The organism is Salinispira sp., assembly GCF_059431795.1.
Window position 1 is genome coordinate 19,137 of record NZ_JBXWXS010000019.1, and the last position, 16,676, is coordinate 35,812.

The 16,676-nt window shown below is 48.1% G+C and carries 28 protein-coding genes; all 28 read left to right on the forward strand.

All coding sequences use genetic code 11. The features are described from left to right. The first annotated feature begins 155 nt into the window (after positions 1-155). Positions 156-464 carry a 30S ribosomal protein S10 gene (gene rpsJ, locus AC52PS_RS07105; protein ID WP_041401149.1) on the forward strand — a complete coding sequence of 103 codons (309 nt, stop codon included), beginning with the start codon at positions 156-158 and terminating at the stop codon, positions 462-464. 113 nt (positions 465-577) lie between these two features. Beyond that, entirely contained in the window at positions 578-1,201 is a 624-nt protein-coding gene (gene rplC / locus AC52PS_RS07110; protein ID WP_495562358.1) for a 50S ribosomal protein L3, read from the forward strand. Positions 1,202-1,210: 9 nt separating this feature from the next. After that, positions 1,211-1,858, forward strand: coding sequence for a 50S ribosomal protein L4 (gene rplD, locus AC52PS_RS07115; protein WP_495562359.1), 648 nt, complete (start codon positions 1,211-1,213; stop codon positions 1,856-1,858). 10 nt (positions 1,859-1,868) lie between these two features. Further along, complete coding sequence (gene rplW, locus AC52PS_RS07120) at positions 1,869-2,153, forward strand: 50S ribosomal protein L23 (RefSeq protein WP_495562360.1); 285 nt, start codon at positions 1,869-1,871, stop codon at positions 2,151-2,153. Between the two features lie 16 nt (positions 2,154-2,169). Continuing rightward, the gene (gene rplB / locus AC52PS_RS07125; protein ID WP_495562361.1) at positions 2,170-2,994 is read left to right on the forward strand and encodes a 50S ribosomal protein L2; all 825 of its coding nucleotides are present in this window, start codon (positions 2,170-2,172) and stop codon (positions 2,992-2,994) included. A gap of 10 nt (positions 2,995-3,004) precedes the next feature. Further along, entirely contained in the window at positions 3,005-3,289 is a 285-nt protein-coding gene (rpsS, locus tag AC52PS_RS07130) for a 30S ribosomal protein S19 (protein WP_495562362.1), read from the forward strand. Between the two features lie 17 nt (positions 3,290-3,306). After that, complete coding sequence (gene rplV / locus AC52PS_RS07135) at positions 3,307-3,669, forward strand: 50S ribosomal protein L22 (RefSeq protein ID WP_495562363.1); 363 nt, start codon at positions 3,307-3,309, stop codon at positions 3,667-3,669. A 1-nt stretch (position 3,670) separates the two neighbouring features. Next, complete coding sequence (gene rpsC, locus AC52PS_RS07140; RefSeq protein ID WP_495562364.1) at positions 3,671-4,372, forward strand: 30S ribosomal protein S3; 702 nt, start codon at positions 3,671-3,673, stop codon at positions 4,370-4,372. After that, the gene (gene rplP, locus AC52PS_RS07145) at positions 4,372-4,797 is read left to right on the forward strand and encodes a 50S ribosomal protein L16 (protein WP_495562365.1); all 426 of its coding nucleotides are present in this window, start codon (positions 4,372-4,374) and stop codon (positions 4,795-4,797) included. The genes rpsC and rplP overlap by 1 nt, the downstream gene beginning before the upstream one ends. 4 nt (positions 4,798-4,801) lie before the next feature. Further along, complete coding sequence (rpmC, locus tag AC52PS_RS07150; protein ID WP_495562366.1) at positions 4,802-5,002, forward strand: 50S ribosomal protein L29; 201 nt, start codon at positions 4,802-4,804, stop codon at positions 5,000-5,002. A 25-nt stretch (positions 5,003-5,027) separates the two neighbouring features. Continuing rightward, on the forward strand, positions 5,028-5,294 hold the full coding sequence (rpsQ, locus tag AC52PS_RS07155; protein WP_495562367.1) for a 30S ribosomal protein S17: 267 nt from the start codon (positions 5,028-5,030) through the stop codon (positions 5,292-5,294). Positions 5,295-5,326: 32 nt separating this feature from the next. Continuing rightward, complete coding sequence (rplN, locus tag AC52PS_RS07160) at positions 5,327-5,695, forward strand: 50S ribosomal protein L14 (RefSeq protein WP_041401156.1); 369 nt, start codon at positions 5,327-5,329, stop codon at positions 5,693-5,695. A 17-nt stretch (positions 5,696-5,712) separates the two neighbouring features. Beyond that, the gene (gene rplX, locus AC52PS_RS07165) at positions 5,713-6,030 is read left to right on the forward strand and encodes a 50S ribosomal protein L24 (protein ID WP_495562368.1); all 318 of its coding nucleotides are present in this window, start codon (positions 5,713-5,715) and stop codon (positions 6,028-6,030) included. Beyond that, positions 6,030-6,581 carry a 50S ribosomal protein L5 gene (rplE, locus tag AC52PS_RS07170; protein WP_495562369.1) on the forward strand — a complete coding sequence of 184 codons (552 nt, stop codon included), beginning with the start codon at positions 6,030-6,032 and terminating at the stop codon, positions 6,579-6,581. The genes rplX and rplE overlap by 1 nt, the downstream gene beginning before the upstream one ends. Positions 6,582-6,589: 8 nt before the next feature. Then, positions 6,590-6,775: a type Z 30S ribosomal protein S14 gene (locus tag AC52PS_RS07175; protein ID WP_081719455.1), complete on the forward strand. Its 186-nt coding sequence runs from the start codon at positions 6,590-6,592 to the stop codon at positions 6,773-6,775. Between the two features lie 11 nt (positions 6,776-6,786). After that, positions 6,787-7,185, forward strand: a complete 399-nt coding sequence (rpsH, locus tag AC52PS_RS07180; protein ID WP_024267241.1) for a 30S ribosomal protein S8 — start codon at positions 6,787-6,789, stop codon at positions 7,183-7,185. Between the two features lie 10 nt (positions 7,186-7,195). Further along, positions 7,196-7,735 carry a 50S ribosomal protein L6 gene (gene rplF, locus AC52PS_RS07185; protein WP_495562370.1) on the forward strand — a complete coding sequence of 180 codons (540 nt, stop codon included), beginning with the start codon at positions 7,196-7,198 and terminating at the stop codon, positions 7,733-7,735. A gap of 12 nt (positions 7,736-7,747) precedes the next feature. Continuing rightward, the gene (gene rplR / locus AC52PS_RS07190) at positions 7,748-8,107 is read left to right on the forward strand and encodes a 50S ribosomal protein L18 (RefSeq protein WP_495562371.1); all 360 of its coding nucleotides are present in this window, start codon (positions 7,748-7,750) and stop codon (positions 8,105-8,107) included. Positions 8,108-8,116: 9 nt separating this feature from the next. Next, entirely contained in the window at positions 8,117-8,632 is a 516-nt protein-coding gene (gene rpsE, locus AC52PS_RS07195) for a 30S ribosomal protein S5 (RefSeq protein WP_495562372.1), read from the forward strand. A 3-nt stretch (positions 8,633-8,635) separates the two neighbouring features. Beyond that, complete coding sequence (gene rpmD / locus AC52PS_RS07200; RefSeq protein WP_495562373.1) at positions 8,636-8,818, forward strand: 50S ribosomal protein L30; 183 nt, start codon at positions 8,636-8,638, stop codon at positions 8,816-8,818. After that, a complete protein-coding gene (gene rplO, locus AC52PS_RS07205; protein ID WP_495562374.1) occupies positions 8,815-9,291 on the forward strand; it encodes a 50S ribosomal protein L15 in 477 nt (158 codons plus the stop codon). Before rpmD ends, rplO begins: the two co-directional genes overlap by 4 nt. Next, entirely contained in the window at positions 9,281-10,603 is a 1,323-nt protein-coding gene (secY, locus tag AC52PS_RS07210; protein ID WP_495562375.1) for a preprotein translocase subunit SecY, read from the forward strand. Before rplO ends, secY begins: the two co-directional genes overlap by 11 nt. A gap of 17 nt (positions 10,604-10,620) precedes the next feature. Beyond that, positions 10,621-10,734, forward strand: a complete 114-nt coding sequence (gene rpmJ / locus AC52PS_RS07215) for a 50S ribosomal protein L36 (RefSeq protein WP_495562376.1) — start codon at positions 10,621-10,623, stop codon at positions 10,732-10,734. 11 nt (positions 10,735-10,745) lie between these two features. Beyond that, on the forward strand, positions 10,746-11,111 hold the full coding sequence (gene rpsM / locus AC52PS_RS07220) for a 30S ribosomal protein S13 (RefSeq protein ID WP_024267248.1): 366 nt from the start codon (positions 10,746-10,748) through the stop codon (positions 11,109-11,111). Positions 11,112-11,131: 20 nt separating this feature from the next. Continuing rightward, positions 11,132-11,515 carry a 30S ribosomal protein S11 gene (gene rpsK / locus AC52PS_RS07225; protein ID WP_495562377.1) on the forward strand — a complete coding sequence of 128 codons (384 nt, stop codon included), beginning with the start codon at positions 11,132-11,134 and terminating at the stop codon, positions 11,513-11,515. A 152-nt stretch (positions 11,516-11,667) separates the two neighbouring features. Beyond that, positions 11,668-12,726: a DNA-directed RNA polymerase subunit alpha gene (locus tag AC52PS_RS07230; protein WP_495562378.1), complete on the forward strand. Its 1,059-nt coding sequence runs from the start codon at positions 11,668-11,670 to the stop codon at positions 12,724-12,726. Then, positions 12,716-13,084 carry a 50S ribosomal protein L17 gene (gene rplQ, locus AC52PS_RS07235; protein WP_495562379.1) on the forward strand — a complete coding sequence of 123 codons (369 nt, stop codon included), beginning with the start codon at positions 12,716-12,718 and terminating at the stop codon, positions 13,082-13,084. Before AC52PS_RS07230 ends, rplQ begins: the two co-directional genes overlap by 11 nt. 235 nt (positions 13,085-13,319) lie before the next feature. Then, positions 13,320-16,658 (forward strand): hypothetical protein, encoded by a 3,339-nt coding sequence (locus AC52PS_RS07240; protein ID WP_495562380.1) that lies wholly within the window; start codon positions 13,320-13,322, stop codon positions 16,656-16,658. Positions 16,659-16,676 lie beyond the last annotated feature (18 nt).

Consider the following 16,676-nt stretch of genomic DNA (forward strand, 5'->3'; position numbering starts at 1 on the left):
CCGGAGCAGGGTGCCCATACCATTCTTTCTAAATAGGGGTGGTAAGAAAACCACCGTCGGACAATCGGCGGAAACGACAGATGTGTCGGCCTCAAGGGCCTGATGAGAGCTATTCGGTTTTATCGGAATGTTTCCGGAAAATCGTTGGAGGAACAATGTCTAAGGATAAGATACGGGTGCGGCTTCGCGGCTTCGATGTCGAGCTCATCGACCAGAGCGCGAAATCAATAGTACAGACCGTGCAGAAATCCGGGGCGAAGGTCTCAGGGCCGATTCCCCTTCCTACACGGATTAACAAATTTACTGTGCTTCGTTCGCCCCATGTAAACAAAAAGAGCCGCGAACAGTTTGAAATGCGGACTCATAAGCGGTTGATCGATATCATCGAGCCCACGTCCAATGTAATGGATGCGCTTATGAAGCTCGAACTGCCCGCGGGTGTTGATGTAGAGATTAAACAGTAGAGACATTTAATGTGCGAAGGGGCACGTTCCGGCGTTGCCGGATGACGACCCGAGTTCAAAATGTGTAGCTACCTAAGCGGTGTGAACCGTTTAGCAATGGTGAGAGGAATAAGATGATAGGGCTTATTGGTAAAAAAGTCGGAATGACCCAGGTTTTTGACGAAACCGGGGTGGTTACTCCGGTTACCGTCGTAAAGATTGATCCCAATGTCGTTGTTGGACATCGGACCGAAGAAAAAGACGGCTATAATGCAGTGCTTTTGGGTGCCGGCGAGATGAAAGAAAGCCGGACGACCAAGCCGTATGCCGGTCAATTTGTAGATGATGTCAAGCCCCAGCAGCGCCTGGTTGAGATTCGTGATTTTGAACAGGAATGCAAGATCGGCGACACCTTCGGTGTGGATCTTTTTAACGATATTTCTTTTATTGACGTGATCGGGACTTCCAAGGGTAAAGGTACCCAGGGTGTTGTGAAGCGTTGGGGTTTCGGTGGCGGTAGAGCCACTCACGGTTCCAAGTTCCACCGGGAAAACGGTGCAACCGGTATGGCGGCATGGCCTTCAAAGGTTATTAAGGGGCTGAAAATGTCCGGCCGTATGGGAAATGAACGGGTTACCGTACAGAATCTGAAAATTGTAAAAGTTGATGCAGAAAAACAGGTTGTGCTCGTTAAGGGTGCAGTTCCTGGCCGGAAGAACGGTGCGCTGATTCTTCAGAAGGCAAAGAAAAAAGGTTAGGAAACGGTTATGGATAAGAAGGTCCTTTCAGTACAGGGAAAAGAAGTAAAAGATATCTCCCTGAATGACTCGGTGTTTAACCGGGAAGTGAGTGAAGGTGCTGTCTATCATGCCATCAGAAATGAGCTTGCCAACCTTCGCCAGGGTACCGCTTCTACCAAGACCAGAAGTGAAGTCCGGGGATCACACCGGAAACTCTGGAAGCAGAAGGGAACCGGCCGGGCCCGTATGGGTACCCGTCAGAGTCCGGTATGGGTCGGCGGAGGTGCAGCATTCGGTCCCCGCCCCCGGGATTACAGCTATAAGATGCCCCGGAAGCTAAAGCGGCTTGCTTTTAAATCAATTCTGAGCATGAAAAATCAAAATGACAGCCTTGTTGTTGTTGAAGATTTTGATGTGGAAAACGGAAAGACCAAAAATCTTGCCGGCATACTCAAGAATCTTGGAAACGCGGAACGGACGGTCCTCATTGTAAAAGATGAAGATAAGATGATTAAGCGCGCGGGAAAGAATATTCCCTGGCTTACAACCCTCAGCTTTAACAAGCTTCGGGCTCATGATCTGTTCTATGGAAAAAAAGTTGTTGTGCTCGAAAGCGCGGCTCTGAAGCTGAACGATTTTTACAGCGATGCGCCGGCGGAAGCAGCGGCGAAATAAGGGGAGATAGATGAGAGCCGATGAAGTAATTCTTGAGCCCCTGCTGACGGAAAAAAGCAACGGTCTGCGTGAGCAGAACAAGTACAGTTTCGTAGTCAGCCACCGGGCGAACAAAATTGAAGTGATGAAGGCAGTGGAAACCCTTTTTGATGTAAAGCCCGAGGGCTGCAACATCGTCAGTGTGAAGGGTAAGCCCCGGCGGGTTCGCTTTGCCGTTGGTAAAACTGCGAGTTGGAAAAAGGCGGTTGTGACTCTGAAAGCCGGAGACACAATATCCATTTTTGAAGGTGCCTAAAACGTAGGAAGATATTATGGGAACTAAGAACTATAACCCGACAACCCCTGGACTTCGGGGCACCACCGGACTGACCTACGAGGAACTCACCAAAGGTCGACCCGAAAAAGGGCTTACCAAAGGTAAGAACGGCAAAGCAGGTCGGAACTCCGCTGGACGGATCTCAATTCGCCGCCGAGGCGGCGGGCATAAGCGGAAGTACCGAGTTATCGACTTTGCCCGGGACAAGCACGGAGTGCCCGGTGTTGTTGCTGCAATTGAGTACGATCCCAACCGGAGTGCAAATATTGCACTGGTACAGTACCGGGACGGAGATAAGCGATACATTCTTGCTCCCCGGGGCGTGAGTGTGGGTCATGAAATTATGAGCGGTGAAGCTGCGGCGCCTAAGGTTGGTAACGCGCTTCCCCTGGAAAATATTCCGGTGGGTACCACTGTGCATAATGTTGAACTGGAGCTGGGCCGTGGTGGACAGCTGGTTCGTGCTGCTGGAGCTTCCGCAATCATCGTTGCGAAGGACAAGGATTACGTGACAGTAAAACTTCCTTCCGGCGAAATGCGGATGGTATTTAAGAAGTGCTTTGCGACCGTAGGAACTGTGGGAAATATTGACCACATGAATGTCAGTCTGGGTAAAGCCGGACGTTCAAGATGGCTCGGTCGCCGTCCCAAGGTTCGCGGTGTTGTTATGAACCCCGTAGATCACCCCCATGGTGGTGGTGAAGGCCGGACCTCCGGTGGACGTCATCCTGTTTCTCCCTGGGGAATGCCGACCAAAGGGTATAAAACACGGAAGAAACGTAAGACTTCTAGCCGGTTTATTGTGAAGAGACGCAAGTAGGAGATTCGACGTGTCAAGATCAATTAAAAAGGGTCCTTTTGTCGCAAAGAGCCTCTATAAAAAAGTGAATGAGATGAGCAAGGGCGAAGGCGGAAAGAAAATGATAAAGACATTTTCCCGTTCTTCAACAATCATCCCCGACATGGTTGGGATGACCATCTCTGTGTATAACGGAAAGACCTGGGTTCCGGTTTATGTGACCGAAAACCTTGTCGGTCATAAGCTCGGTGAGTTTGCGCCCACCAGACTGTTTCGGGGACATGCCGGATCAGATGCGAAAGCTGGTAAGCGCTAGGAAGAGGAAGAAAAATAATGGCAGAGAAACGTGGATATAAAGCACACGCCCGTTATGTTCTGATCTCCCCAACAAAGGTGCGCCGGGTAGCAGACAATGTACGCCGGAAGAGCTATCCCGAAGCGATCGCAATACTGGAGAACCTGCCCCACAAGGGTGCGAAGATTCTGCAAAAGGTTATCCAGAGTGCGGCAGCAAATGCACTGTATCAGAACAAACAGCTCGATGAAGACATGCTCTACATCAGTGAGTTGATGGTAAACGAGGGACCCCGGATGAAGCGTTTGTGGAGACGGGGCCGTGGTCGGGCGGATGTTCTATTGAAGAGAATGAGTCATGTGACTGCGGTAGTCGACGAAGTAAATAAGGCGGGAGTGTAACGTGGGACAGAAAGTAAATCCGATCGGTATGCGTCTTGGTATTAACAAAACCTGGAGTTCCAAATGGTATGTGGCTCCCCGGGATTATGCGGATACTCTTCATGAGGATCTGAAACTCAGGAAAGCATTGAAAGAACTTCCTGAAACCAGGAACGCCGACATTGCTGAAGTGGAGATTGTACGTCATCCCCAGAGGATCACGCTGGTAATTCATACCTCCCGGCCCGGTGTTATCATCGGAACGAAGGGTGCAACCATTGAGAAAATCGGTTCGTCCCTTCAGAAGATTACCGGGAAAAAAATCCAGCTGAAAATTAAAGAGATTAAAAAGCCTGACACAGATGCTCAGATCATTGCTCTCGATGTGGCGAGAAAGCTGAAGGGACGATCTTCCTTTCGCCGCACATTGAAAATGACTGCTGCACAGGCCATGAAGGGCGGCGCTCAGGGTGTGAAGATCCTGATCTCCGGTCGATTGGGTGGTGCGGAAATGAGCAGAAACGAGGTGATTAAACAGGGAAGAATTCCCCTGCACACCCTCAGGGCAAACATTAATTACGGCTTCGCAGAGGCCCACACCACATTCGGAATAATCGGTGTGAAGGTGTGGATCTTCAAAGGTGAAGTGCTGAAGCGCGAGGCAAAAGAAGATGCCGGTGCTCTGGTTCGTAAGAAAAGAGAGCCCCGGGAAGGGAGAAAGTAATGCTGAGTCCGAAAAGACTGAAATATCGAAAACAGCAGCGTAACGTAAAAAACTCCCTTCTGGGAAAAGCCCAGCGGGGAAACACCATTGCTTTCGGTGAGTACGGTCTTGTTGCCATGGGCAACAAATGGGTAACCAACCGTCAGATTGAAGCTGCGCGTATTGCCATGACCCGGCACATCAAGCGTGGCGGTAAGGTCTGGATACGGGTGTTTCCCGATGTTCCCTATACACGGAAGCCCGCTGAAACCCGAATGGGTAGCGGTAAGGGTAGTCCTGACGCATGGGTGGCTGTTGTTAAACCCGGTACGGTAATGTTTGAGATCGCCGGTGTAAGTAAAGAGTTGGCTTCAGAAGCTATGCGGCGCGCAGCGTCCAAGCTTCCGATTAAGTGCAAGTTTGTGGTTCGGGAAGATCTGGAGTAGAAGTATGAAGAATTCATTTAAAGATCTGACCTTTGATGAACTGGTGCAGAAGCGGGAAGAGCTGAAGACTAAATTCATGGATATTCGTTTTAAGTCTGTGGTTGGTCATGTGGATAATCCTCTGGAGAAGCGAAATCTCCGACGCCAGATTTCCCGGCTGAACAGTCTTATCTACAACCACCCCGATGTTACCGGTGACGAGTAGATCAGGGAAGTTGAGGAGAGAAGCTGTGGAAAATACAAAGGTTAAGAGAAACCGTCGTTCCTACACCGGTGTGGTGGTAAGCGACAAAATGGACAAGACTGTGGTAATTCGGGTAACAACCAAAAGAACCCACAATCTGTATAAGAAGTATGTGACATGGTCCAAGAAGCTGAAGGTTCATGACGAGGCAAACGATGCGAATATGGGTGATACCGTTCGGATTGAAGAGTGCCGTCCCATCAGCAAAAACAAGACCTGGCGCATGGTTGAAATTGTAGAACGGGCTCGCTAGGCCACACTGCGAAGGTTGTAAAGGGTAAACGTATGATTCAGATGCAAACATATTTAACAGTCGCAGATAACAGTGGTGCCAAGCGGGTACAATGTATCAAGGTGCTTGGCGGCAGTAAGAGAAAGACTGCTGGTATTGGCGACATCGTTGTAGTAAGCGTAAAAGACGCCCTCCCCAATGCGCCCCTCAAAAAGGGAAAGGTTGAAAAGGCGGTAATTGTACGAACCAAGTCATCCTACCGTCGTCAGGACGGCACGTATATCCGGTTCGATGAGAATGCCTGCGTTATTATCGATGCAAATCATAATCCCAAGGGGAAGCGCATTTTCGGGCCTGTTGCCCGGGAGCTTCGTGATAGAGACTTCATGAAGATTGTGTCTCTTGCACCGGAAGTATTGTAAGGATACGGGAGAACGCAATGAACACGTATACAACAAAGATTAAAAAGAATGACCAGGTAATGGTTATTGCGGGAAGAGAAAAGGGCAAAACCGGCCGTGTACTTCGAATCGATTTGAAAAATGGAAGGATCGTGATTGAAGGCGTAAACATGGTAAAAAAGGCTGTTCGAAAGAAGAGTCAGAACGACCGTGGAGGAATTATGGAGGTGGAAGCACCCCTGCATCTCTCCAACGTTCAGTTGGTTGGAAAAAACGGTAAGCCCGTACGCGCCGGCTTTAAGCTCGACGGCGATAAAAAGGTTCGCGTTAATGCGAAAACAGGAGAGGCTCTGTAATGGCAAGTTCTGTACCTACATTAAAAGCTCTCTACATCGAGAAGGTGAAAAAAGAGCTTCAGGATGAATTTGGATACAAAAGCTCCATGCAGCTTCCCCGTATTGAAAAAGTTATTGTCAGCATGGGTGTCGGCGACGCAATTTCCAACAAGAAATTGTTGGATGTTGCAGTCAATGAGCTGACCCAGATTGCCGGACAGCGGGCCGTGAAGACCCGGGCCAAGAAGTCAATCTCTAACTTTAAGCTTCGGGAAGGCATGGATGTGGGTGCGAAGGTGACGCTCCGGGGAAATAGAATGTATGAGTTCCTGGACCGTCTGATTAATATCGCCCTTCCCCGGGTAAAAGACTTTCGGGGCGTTAATCCAAATGCGTTCGACGGTCACGGAAATTATTCGCTCGGTGTTACCGAACAGATCATTTTTCCGGAGATTGTGTATGATCGGATCGAACGAATCAGCGGGTTGAACATCGCGATTGTTACAACCGCCAAGACTGACGTTGAGGCGAAAAGCCTCCTTGGCAAGTTCGGAATGCCGTTCAGGAAATAGGGGGAGACATGGCGAAGAAATCAATGATAAACAAAGCGCAGCGAAAACCCAAGTATATGACCAGAAGGGTTAACCGCTGTAAGGTCTGTGGACGTCCCCGGGGATATATGAGGAAGTTCCAGATGTGTCGTGTGTGTTTCCGGAAGTATGCCAGCGAAGGCCTGATTCCCGGTGTAACAAAGTCCAGCTGGTAAGGGAGTTAAGAATGAGTATTAGCGATCCTGTAGCAGATATGCTCACAAAAATCCGGAATGCCTCCATGGCAAGTTTTGAGAAGGTTGATGTGACTCCCTCAAAACTCAAACTGGAAATTGTGAAGATTCTGAAGAACGAAGGTTATGTGAAGAACTTCAAGAAAGTGACAAAAGATGGCATCGATGTCATCCGCGTTTTCCTGAAGTATGATGAAAATGATAAACCGATTATTCACGGCCTTCAGAAAATTTCGAAGCCCGGTCGACGGGTGTATTCGGGGTATAAAGAACTGCCCCGGATTCTGAATGGTTATGGTACCCTGATCGTTTCCACCTCCACCGGTGTAACAACCGGACGTAAAGCGAGTGAGAAAAAGGTCGGGGGAGAACTGATCTGTTCAATCTGGTAAGGGGTAATACATGTCACGAATTGGAAAACTGCCTGTGGCGATCCCACAGGGTGTGGAAGTCAATGTAACCGACGACACCTTTACCGTGAAGGGACCAAATGGAAGTCTGAGCCAGACATACAAGCCCCTGGTAAGTTTCAAGTCTGAAGATAATCAGATTCTTGTAACCCGGAAGAATGAATCCAAAGAAGCCAAAAGTCTTCACGGACTCTACCGGAACCTTTTAAATAACATGGTTATTGGGGTTACCAAGGGTTTTGAACGAGCTTTGATTATAAATGGTGTTGGTTACCGTGCCGAAGTGAAGGGGCAGAGCATACTTCTCAATCTGGGATTTTCTAACCAGATCGAATATGTAATCCCCGAAGGTGCAGAGGTACAGGTAGAGGGACAGAACAAAGTTATTATTAAAGGTAACGATAAAGTTCTGGTCGGTCGCGTTGCATCGGAAATACGTTCATTGAGACCCCCCGAGCCCTATAAGGGTAAGGGCGTACGGTATGAAGATGAACATATCCGCCGCAAAGAAGGAAAGACCGGTATCAAATAATAGGGCATTGATATGAAGAGAATTGTTGAAAAGAAACAAAGACTGAATCGACGGAAAATGCGCGTCCGGAGGAAGATTGCCGGAACCACAGAACGTCCCCGTCTCACCGTTTACAAGAGTAACAAGAATATCTATGCCCAGGTTATTGACGATGTAAAAGGTCATACCATTGCATCGGTCTCTACCCAGGGAGGAGAGCACAGCGCTCTCAAGGTAAACGTTGAAGACGCCGCAAAGCTTGGTGAAGCCCTCGGTAACTCACTGAAGGAACTGAAGGTGACGGAAGTCGTTTTTGACAGAAATGGTAGACTGTATCACGGAGTCATTAAAGCCTTCGCTGATGGTGCCCGGAAGTCCGGTATCAAATTCTAGGGAGGAATGATGGATCGGAGAAACAGAGGTCGCGACCGCGATCAAGACAAAGAATTTAGTGAAAAGCTGATCCAGCTTAACCGGGTAGCAAAAGTTGTAAAGGGCGGACGCCGCTTCAGCTTTTCGGCTCTGGTTGTTGTGGGAGATAAAAAAGGCCGTGTAGGATTCGGGTTCGGTAAAGCAAACGATGTTTCCGAAGCCATCCGAAAGGCTGTTGATAAGGGCAAGAAAAGCCTGGTTGTGGTACCCATTAAGAACGGTACGCTCCCCCACAAGATCACCGGTAAATACAAGAGTTCTTCCATACTTATGAAGCCAGCTGCACCCGGTGCCGGAGTAATCGCCGGTGGAGCGGTGCGGGCAATCCTCGAACTTGGTGGCCTCAGCGACGTGCTCAGCAAATCGCTGGGAAGTCAGAATGCAATTAACGTTGTAAAAGCCACCTTTAACGGTCTCGAGAACGTAATGGATGCGAAGAAAATTGCCAGCGACCGGGGAAAATCCCTGAAGGAGCTGTGGGGTTAAGCTATGAAGGTACGAATTACGTTGAAGAAGAGTCCCAACGGCCGGAAGCCTCAACACAGAGCTACAGTTGAAGCTCTGGGTTTGCGTAAGCTTAACCAGTCGATTGAGAAGGAACTGAATCCCATGATTCAGGGAATGATCGATACTGTTGATTATCTCCTTGAGGTTGAGGAGCTTAAGAAATGAGCATGTTGAAAAAACCTGAAGGTTCCACCCGTAATCGTAAGCGTGTCGGCAGGGGACAGGGCAGCGGCCTTGGTCTCACCGCCGGCCGCGGTGATAACGGTCAGAACGCCCGCTCCGGTGGCGGAGTACGCCCGGGGTTTGAAGGTGGACAGATGCCTCTGTACCGCCGGATTGCCCGCAGGGGTTTCAGTAATTATCCGTTCAAAACCAAATTCACCGTTTTGAATCTGGATGCTCTGCAGCGGAGTTATAAAAGCGGAGAAACCGTATCTCTGGAAAGCCTTGCAAAAAAAGGTCTCATTAAAAACAGAGAAAAAAATGTAAAGATTCTGGGTAACGGTGAAATCAAGAAGAAACTCAGCGTCGAATACATTGCGGTCTCCGAATCTGCCAAGGCTAAGATCGAAAAAGCCGGTGGAACTGTAACAGAACTCAAAGTACTTGATACACAGGAACAGAACGATGGCGAATAATGCGTTGCTCGACATTTTCAGAATCAAGGATCTCCGGGACAGAATTTTATTCACCCTGGGTGTGCTGGTAATTTACCGGGTGGGTACATTTATTCCCATTCCCGGTATTAATGTCAGCGCTATTCAGAATGCAATAACCGCCTCCCAGGCAGGAAGCGGATTGAGCATCACCGGATATCTGGATTTCTTTTCAGGCGGCGCATTCTCAAACTTTTCTGTTTTCATGTTGGGTATTATGCCCTACATCTCCATGTCAATTATCATGCAGCTGATGCTGCTGGTGTTCCCTTCCCTGAAAAAGCTTCAGATGGAAGAGGGTGGTTCTAAGAAGATTCAGCGGTACATCCGCTATGGAACCGTTGTGGTGGCTCTTATGCAGTCTTTGGTAATCCGTCAGTATGCAAACAGCATACCCGACGCAATCGCCATGGATAACCGCTTTGTATTCACCATATTCGCCATGCTTTCAGTTACCGTAGGTACAATGTTTCTTATGTGGCTTGGAGAGCAGATCAATCAGCGGGGTATCGGCAACGGTATTTCCCTGATTATATTTGCAGGTATTGTCGCGAGGATGCCCGGTGCATTCTGGTCCCTGTACCAGGAAATGCTCAACGGACTGAATCCGGTGTTTGTAATGCTTGCAATTCTGATGTTTGTGGCCGTTATCGTACTTGTAATATATGAACAGCGGGGTCAGCGGAAAATCCCGGTGAACTATGCAAAGCGGGTTGTTGGACGCCGAATGTACGGGGCACAGAGCACCTACATTCCTTTCAAGATCAATCCGTCCGGTGTTATTCCGGTTATCTTTGCTTCTTCTATTTTGACATTTCCCATTCAGATTGCCAGCGGATTGGCAGCCGATGTGAGATGGCTTCAGAGTTTGCAGAGATTTCTAAGTCCCGATGGAGCACCCTACATCATTATCTACACGCTCCTAATTGTCTTCTTTGCATACTTTTACACCCAGGTTTCACTGAATCCCATTGAAATTTCTCGGCAGATAAGGGAGAATGGCGGCTCTATACCCGGTATCCGGGCAGAGAAGATGGAAGAGCATATGTCGAAGGTTCTTAATCGGATAATCCTTCCCGGCGCGCTCTTTCTGGCGTTCATAGCAGTCATACCAACCATCGCCCAGTCAGTTTTTGACTTTCCGGTTCAGGTTGCATACCTGATGGGTGGTACATCCCTGCTGATTCTTGTTGGGGTTGACCTGGATCTGATGAGTCAGATTGAAGGGCAACTGCGAATGCATCACCATGATGGTCTTACAAAGAAGGGACGGATCAAGTCCCGGAATTTGTAAAGTAAAAAGGACGAATTATGAAAGTACGGGTTAGTGTTAAGCCAATCTGTGACAAATGCAAAGTTATTCGGCGGCGAGGGGTTGTACGCATTATTTGTGATAATCCCAAGCATAAGCAGAGACAGAAGTAGGAGGAGTTTGAATGGCTCGTATTGCCGGTGTAGACTTACCGAATAAACACATTGAAATAGCTCTTACGTATATTTACGGGATTGGCCATACTTCAGCACAGGAAATCTGTGATAAAGCGGGTATTCCCAGAAATAAGCGTACAAATGAGCTTGATTCCGAAGAGACTAACGCTCTGCGCGGAATTCTTGAAAGTGATTACAAAGTGGAAGGCCGTCTTCGGACAGAAATCAGTCTGAACATTAAACGGCTTATGGATATCGGATCGTATCGCGGTCTTCGTCATCGAAGGGGACTTCCTGTCCGCGGGCAGCAGACACAGACAAATGCCCGAACCCGAAAGGGTAAGCGGAAGACCGTTGCAGGCAAGAAAAAGTAGTTACCCTGGAGGGTTAATCATTGGCTAAGGTTAGCAGAAAGAAGAAAGAGAAAAAGACGGTACACGAGGGACAGGTTCATATTCAAGCCACCTTCAACAACACCATCGTTACCATATCCGATCTTCGAGGTAATACCGTTTCCTGGGCGAGTGCCGGCGGACTGGGTTTCAAGGGAGCAAAAAAATCCACTCCCTATGCAGCTCAGACTACAGCTGAGACTGCAGCTCAAAAGGCGATGGATTACGGATTGAGAGAAGTACATGTGTATGTAAAGGGTCCCGGTGTGGGACGGGAATCTGCAATCCGTTCCTTGGGAAATTTGGGCCTTCGTGTGAAGAGCATCAAAGATGTAACTCCCATTCCTCATAACGGTTGTCGGCCGCGGAAGACTCGTAGAGTCTAAAGCAATTGGGGGTCTGTGTATCTTTATGTAGACGCTGTCTGCTATAGTATACAGACCCTGCGCCGATAGTATGAGAGAGAAGATCCAGTGGAACCAGGCGGGGTTCAGGTTCTTGCAGCATAAGTCCTCGCCTATACAACCAAGGAGCATACATGGCACGTAAAAACCTGTTAAAAGGTTTTAAGAAACCAAAAGGAATTACCTTCGAGCACAGTGAAGTTACTCCGGATTACGGTCGTTTTATTGCATATCCTTTCGAACGGGGATACGGTACAACAATCGGTAATACCCTGAGACGGATACTGTTATCCAGCATACAGGGCTATGCTATCAGCGCGATCAGGATTACCTCCTACGATGCTGAAGGCAATGCTCACGTGCTTTCCAGTGAATATGAATCAATTCCTGAGGTTGTTGAAGACACATCGGACTTTATCAGCAGCCTGAAACAGCTTCAGATCAAACTCCCGGAAGATACTGAACAGAAGAATATTCTTGTTGAGTTGAAAGGTGAGGGAGAAATTACCGGAGCAAGTCTCGAAGTTGATTCAGATATCGAAGTAATCAATAAAGATCTGCATCTTCTTACGTGCATGCCGAATGCACATCTGGAGATTGAGATTCAAATAGATCTTGGCAGGGGATACGTTCCCGCTGAGTTGAATGAAAACTATATCGAAATAATCGGCACAATTCCCATGGATGCCATATTCTCACCAATTAAACGGGTTGTGTATACTACAGAGAATACCCGTGTGGGGAACCGGGCTGATTATGATAAATTAACTCTTGAGATTTGGACCGATGGCACGATCAAGCCCGATGATGCACTTGCAGAAGCGGCAAAGATTGCCAAGGATCATTTCACCATCTTTATTAACTTCGATGAGAACGATATTCTCGCGGAAGAAGATGTGGATGAGGAAAATGCCCGTATACAGGCAATTCTCGAGACCCCTGTGGAAGAACTGGAACTATCAGTTCGCTCCAGCAATTGTTTGAAGAATGCGAATATTAAATCTATAGGTGATCTCACCTCTAAAACAGAAGATGAAATTGCAAAAACACGGAACTTCGGGAAGAAGTCGCTCCAGGAGATCAAGGAAAAGCTCAAAGAGTGGAACCTTAGCCTCGGAATGACCGATTACAGTTCTCTTCGGGGAACCACCCGGGTACCGGAAAATAAGGAAGATGTAAACGATGAAGCATAGAATCGGATTTAACCCACTGGGCCGCAAGGCCAGTCACAGGGAATCTTTGACACGAAACATGGTTACATCTCTTTTTCGGTATGAACGGATTAAAACTACCAAAACAAAGGCAATGGAAATCCGTCGGACTGCTGAAAAGATGATAACCCGAGCGAAGGAAGATTCCGTACATAACAGACGGATGGTTGGACGAAGAATCAAAGACAAGGAAGTGCTTTCCAAACTCTTTACCGACCTGGGCCCCCGTTTCCAGGAGCGGAATGGCGGCTATACCCGTGTATACAAACTGGGACAGCGTCAAGGCGATGCAGCGGAGATGGTTATTCTCGAGCTGGTTGACCGATCAACTGAAGAATAACCCAATTGCAAGACTGCAAAATACAATTGCGGGAAAACGGTAAGCAGCGCTCTATTCAGGAGGCGGCTTCCGGCGAAGCCCGAAAAAAGCCCTCAGATGGTCCGAACATTTCGGCACCACTGGGGGTTTTTTTTATGGTTTGATGCACTGCTGAGCCGGAAAATGGTTTTGTAATCCTGACAAAATGTCGATATAGTACTAGAGATGTTTTCCGGAACCAAACACTATGAGTAACATGAAAAAACTTCTAATAAGTTTCACAGTCGCATTAATTCTCACTGCTGCGTTTCTGGTTCTGGGGCAAACCGGGCTTTTCCAACAAATAGAAACTGAATTTTACAATAACCGAGTCCTTGAAACCGTCGATGAATCACTTGGTCAGGTAAATGAAATCTTTTCGGAGTATGAAAACAATTTGCTTGGGAGATTTGAAGACATTATCTCCGATGAATCCTTCAGAAGAAGCTATGCAGTAAATCAGGTTCAGGATGATATTAATCGCAGGACCGAGCTTATACAAAATATAAACCGGGATTTTCCCGCGTTTGTCAGCCTGCGGGTGTTTGATGAGGACTTTACTCAGCTGCATTATTCAAGCCGTCTGTCGGATATTGATTCCCGGGGACCTTCTGGCATTCGCTACCTTCCGGTAGAACAGCTTGATATTGAAGTCGGAAGTTTGGAGTCACAGGCATCTGACATAGATGGAGAGTCAACAGAGAGACGTCGCTCAATTAATAGCGAGTTTCAACTTATCGAGTATATGTTTCCGGTGTACAACAATGTGGAGATTTTCTCCGGCTATGCCCTTGCATCAATCAATACCAGCTCATTAAACAATATGCTCACCCGCAACAGGCTTATTCCATTTGGGCAGACGGTTCGACTCTTTCCACCTGACGGAATGATACTCAATCCTCCCCAGCAGGGGGAGAATGTTGTGGATACACTTGCATCCCGATGGGAGGCTCTAAAAACCCGGGAAGACATCACGTTGGATATTCAAAATCAGGGTGAAGTACTGGTGCGAATAGCAGAGGGTGAAAATATCAGCAGCGTTTCTCTGGTTCCACTGGATGAGCTGCAGCTTACATCTGCAATGAAAATCTTCCTCTCATCCACCTTGTTCTTTACTGGCTTTCTAGTCCTGTTGTTACTCCTGAATTTACGCCAGGACAGCGAAGTTGTTGTACGGGATAGGGTAAAAAGATTCCAGCTTGATCTGCTCAAAGAGGCAGTAGATAAAAAAGGCAATGTGGATCTACAGAAATGGCAAACCGAACTGAGAGTTCGAAAAAACGATCTGAAAAAGCAGCTTACCAAAGGCATATCCGAGCGTGATTCTCAACGTTACAGCGATCTCATAGACAGCAGCTGGGAAGATATTCTGGATGTCCTGGGCAGCAGACAAATGAGTAATCAGCTGCAAAGCAATGCCAATGTCAACTTCGATCCCGCCCATCTGGAGCAGTTAGTTGAAAATATCCTTGCCAGATTAGAGCATACGGGAATTAATCCCCAATACCTGGGTACCAAAAGCAGTTCTGTATCTTCAAGTCAACCCATCCAAACCCCGCCTCCTCAGACAGAAGCGGCCGAGAATCTGGAGCCTGTGGAAGAGCTTGAGGACGCCCAGGAGCTTGTGGCGGCGGATGACTCAATTGCCGAGGCCGAGGCTGTGGAAGACCTGGAAGCGGCCGAGGATCTGGAGGCTGTGGAAGAGCTTGAGGACGCCCAGGAGCTTGAGGCAGCAGAGGACTCAATTGCCGAGGCCGAGCCTGTGGAAGACCTGGAAGCGGCCGAGGATCTGGAGCCCGTGGAAGAGCTTGAGGACGCCCAGGAGCTTGAGGCGGCGGATGACTCAATTGCCGAGGCGGAGCCTGTGGAAGACCTGGAAGCGGCCGAGGATCTGGAGCCCGTGGAAGAGCTTGAGGACGCCCAGGAGCTTGAGGCGTCGGATGACTCAATTGCCGAGGCGGAAGAAATTCTGGATGATGATAGCTTAGAAACGGGAGAAGAACCCGGTCAAGATTCGGAGAAAAATTCTGGGCAATATGAAAAATATCTCACTTCTAGCGGGAAAAACGACGCAGAGGGGCTGCCGCCCTCGGCCCTTGCAGATTCCGGGGATGGTATTGAGGAATTAGTGAGCAGTTCCGACTTCGACTTTCAGGAGAATTATTCAGATGGAAATTCGTCTGGAGATACAGCGTATCGCGATGTGGAGCCGGAGACCGAGACCATCTTCATGGATGAAGATATGGATGGGGAGTATGAAGATGATTCACCGGAAGTAACCCCCAGGTATTATGCGGATATACCGAAGCAGCAAAGCACTCCCATTGTGAAAGCTTTTAATGTGGATGAAGCGCTGGATAATATACGTCTTGACTTGCCGGATATCGCAGAATTTGATTTAGATATGAGACCTTCCGAGGCCATGAACCTACTTGAACAGATGGGAGAGGATTCTGTGGCTCCCGCAAGCGATGTGCTGGCGCTGAAGGGACCTGCCGTGTATCACGGGCTGTCAAGCCTGAGGCAGGGTGAATATCAGATGTTCGGGTTTGGAAACCAGACAGTAATACCTGTACTGAATCAGGCTGTTGATGTAGAAATCGTGGGAGATGTGAAGGACTTTGAGTCGGACGATTATGCTGAGCTGGAGGACCTGGATGAACTGCGCGAGATCGATGAAATTTATGGAGATGACGGCGGTAGTCCATCAGCTGAGGACCTGGAAGAGTTGGAAGATCTGGAGGACCTGGAGGATGTTCAATCCCCGGGAGACAACCTGAGTGATGTGACCTATCGTGTATCGCTGACTGATATGCTGGAGAACAGCGGTGATCAAGGAATATCAAAACCAGCAATACGGGAAGATGCCGAAGGGATGCCCTATGTATCAGATGAATTGTACAGTTCTGGATATGCAACGGGTCGCCGGGAGTTCAAAGATCTGGTCGAAGAAATAGTGGGCTCAGGTCATGATGATGATAATTTCGAGGAAAACGATTCCATCCATCAGATTCTTCAGGCTGAGGAATTGGATCTGGATGATATGCTGTCACATGAAAAGAGTTCAGAGAATGATAGGGATTTTTCCCGTAAGGCATTTTACCATCAACGCTCGGCTGAAGGAAGGCTCACCACTTCTTCCCGGGGCATAGAATACGATTCTTTCGAATCCCAATTTCAGAACCCTGCCAGCCGGAAACTTCGGTCGATGATGAAGCTTACCAGGCAGGTGAACGCCCAGTCGGCGGTGATTATAGATATTGAAGACGATGCGGAGCTGAATAATTCAATAGGTTTCAGCAAGGCAGATTTTTCTCGAATTTCATCTGCTGATATTTCCACCTTGAAACATATTGTTTCAGAGCAGGAAATGATGTATGTGGGATCCGCACGGTTGCAGTCCCTTTTTCCCCTCTTTGCCCCACAAAAGGAACGTATTTCAGGTGCATTTTTTGCTCCTATTCATTACCAGGGAAAAACCCAGACCTTAGCTTTGGCTCTTACCGATTCAATAGATGATGTAAATGACTTTGTCAAACGCAATTTTATGGTATAATCGAACTCAATTTAATAT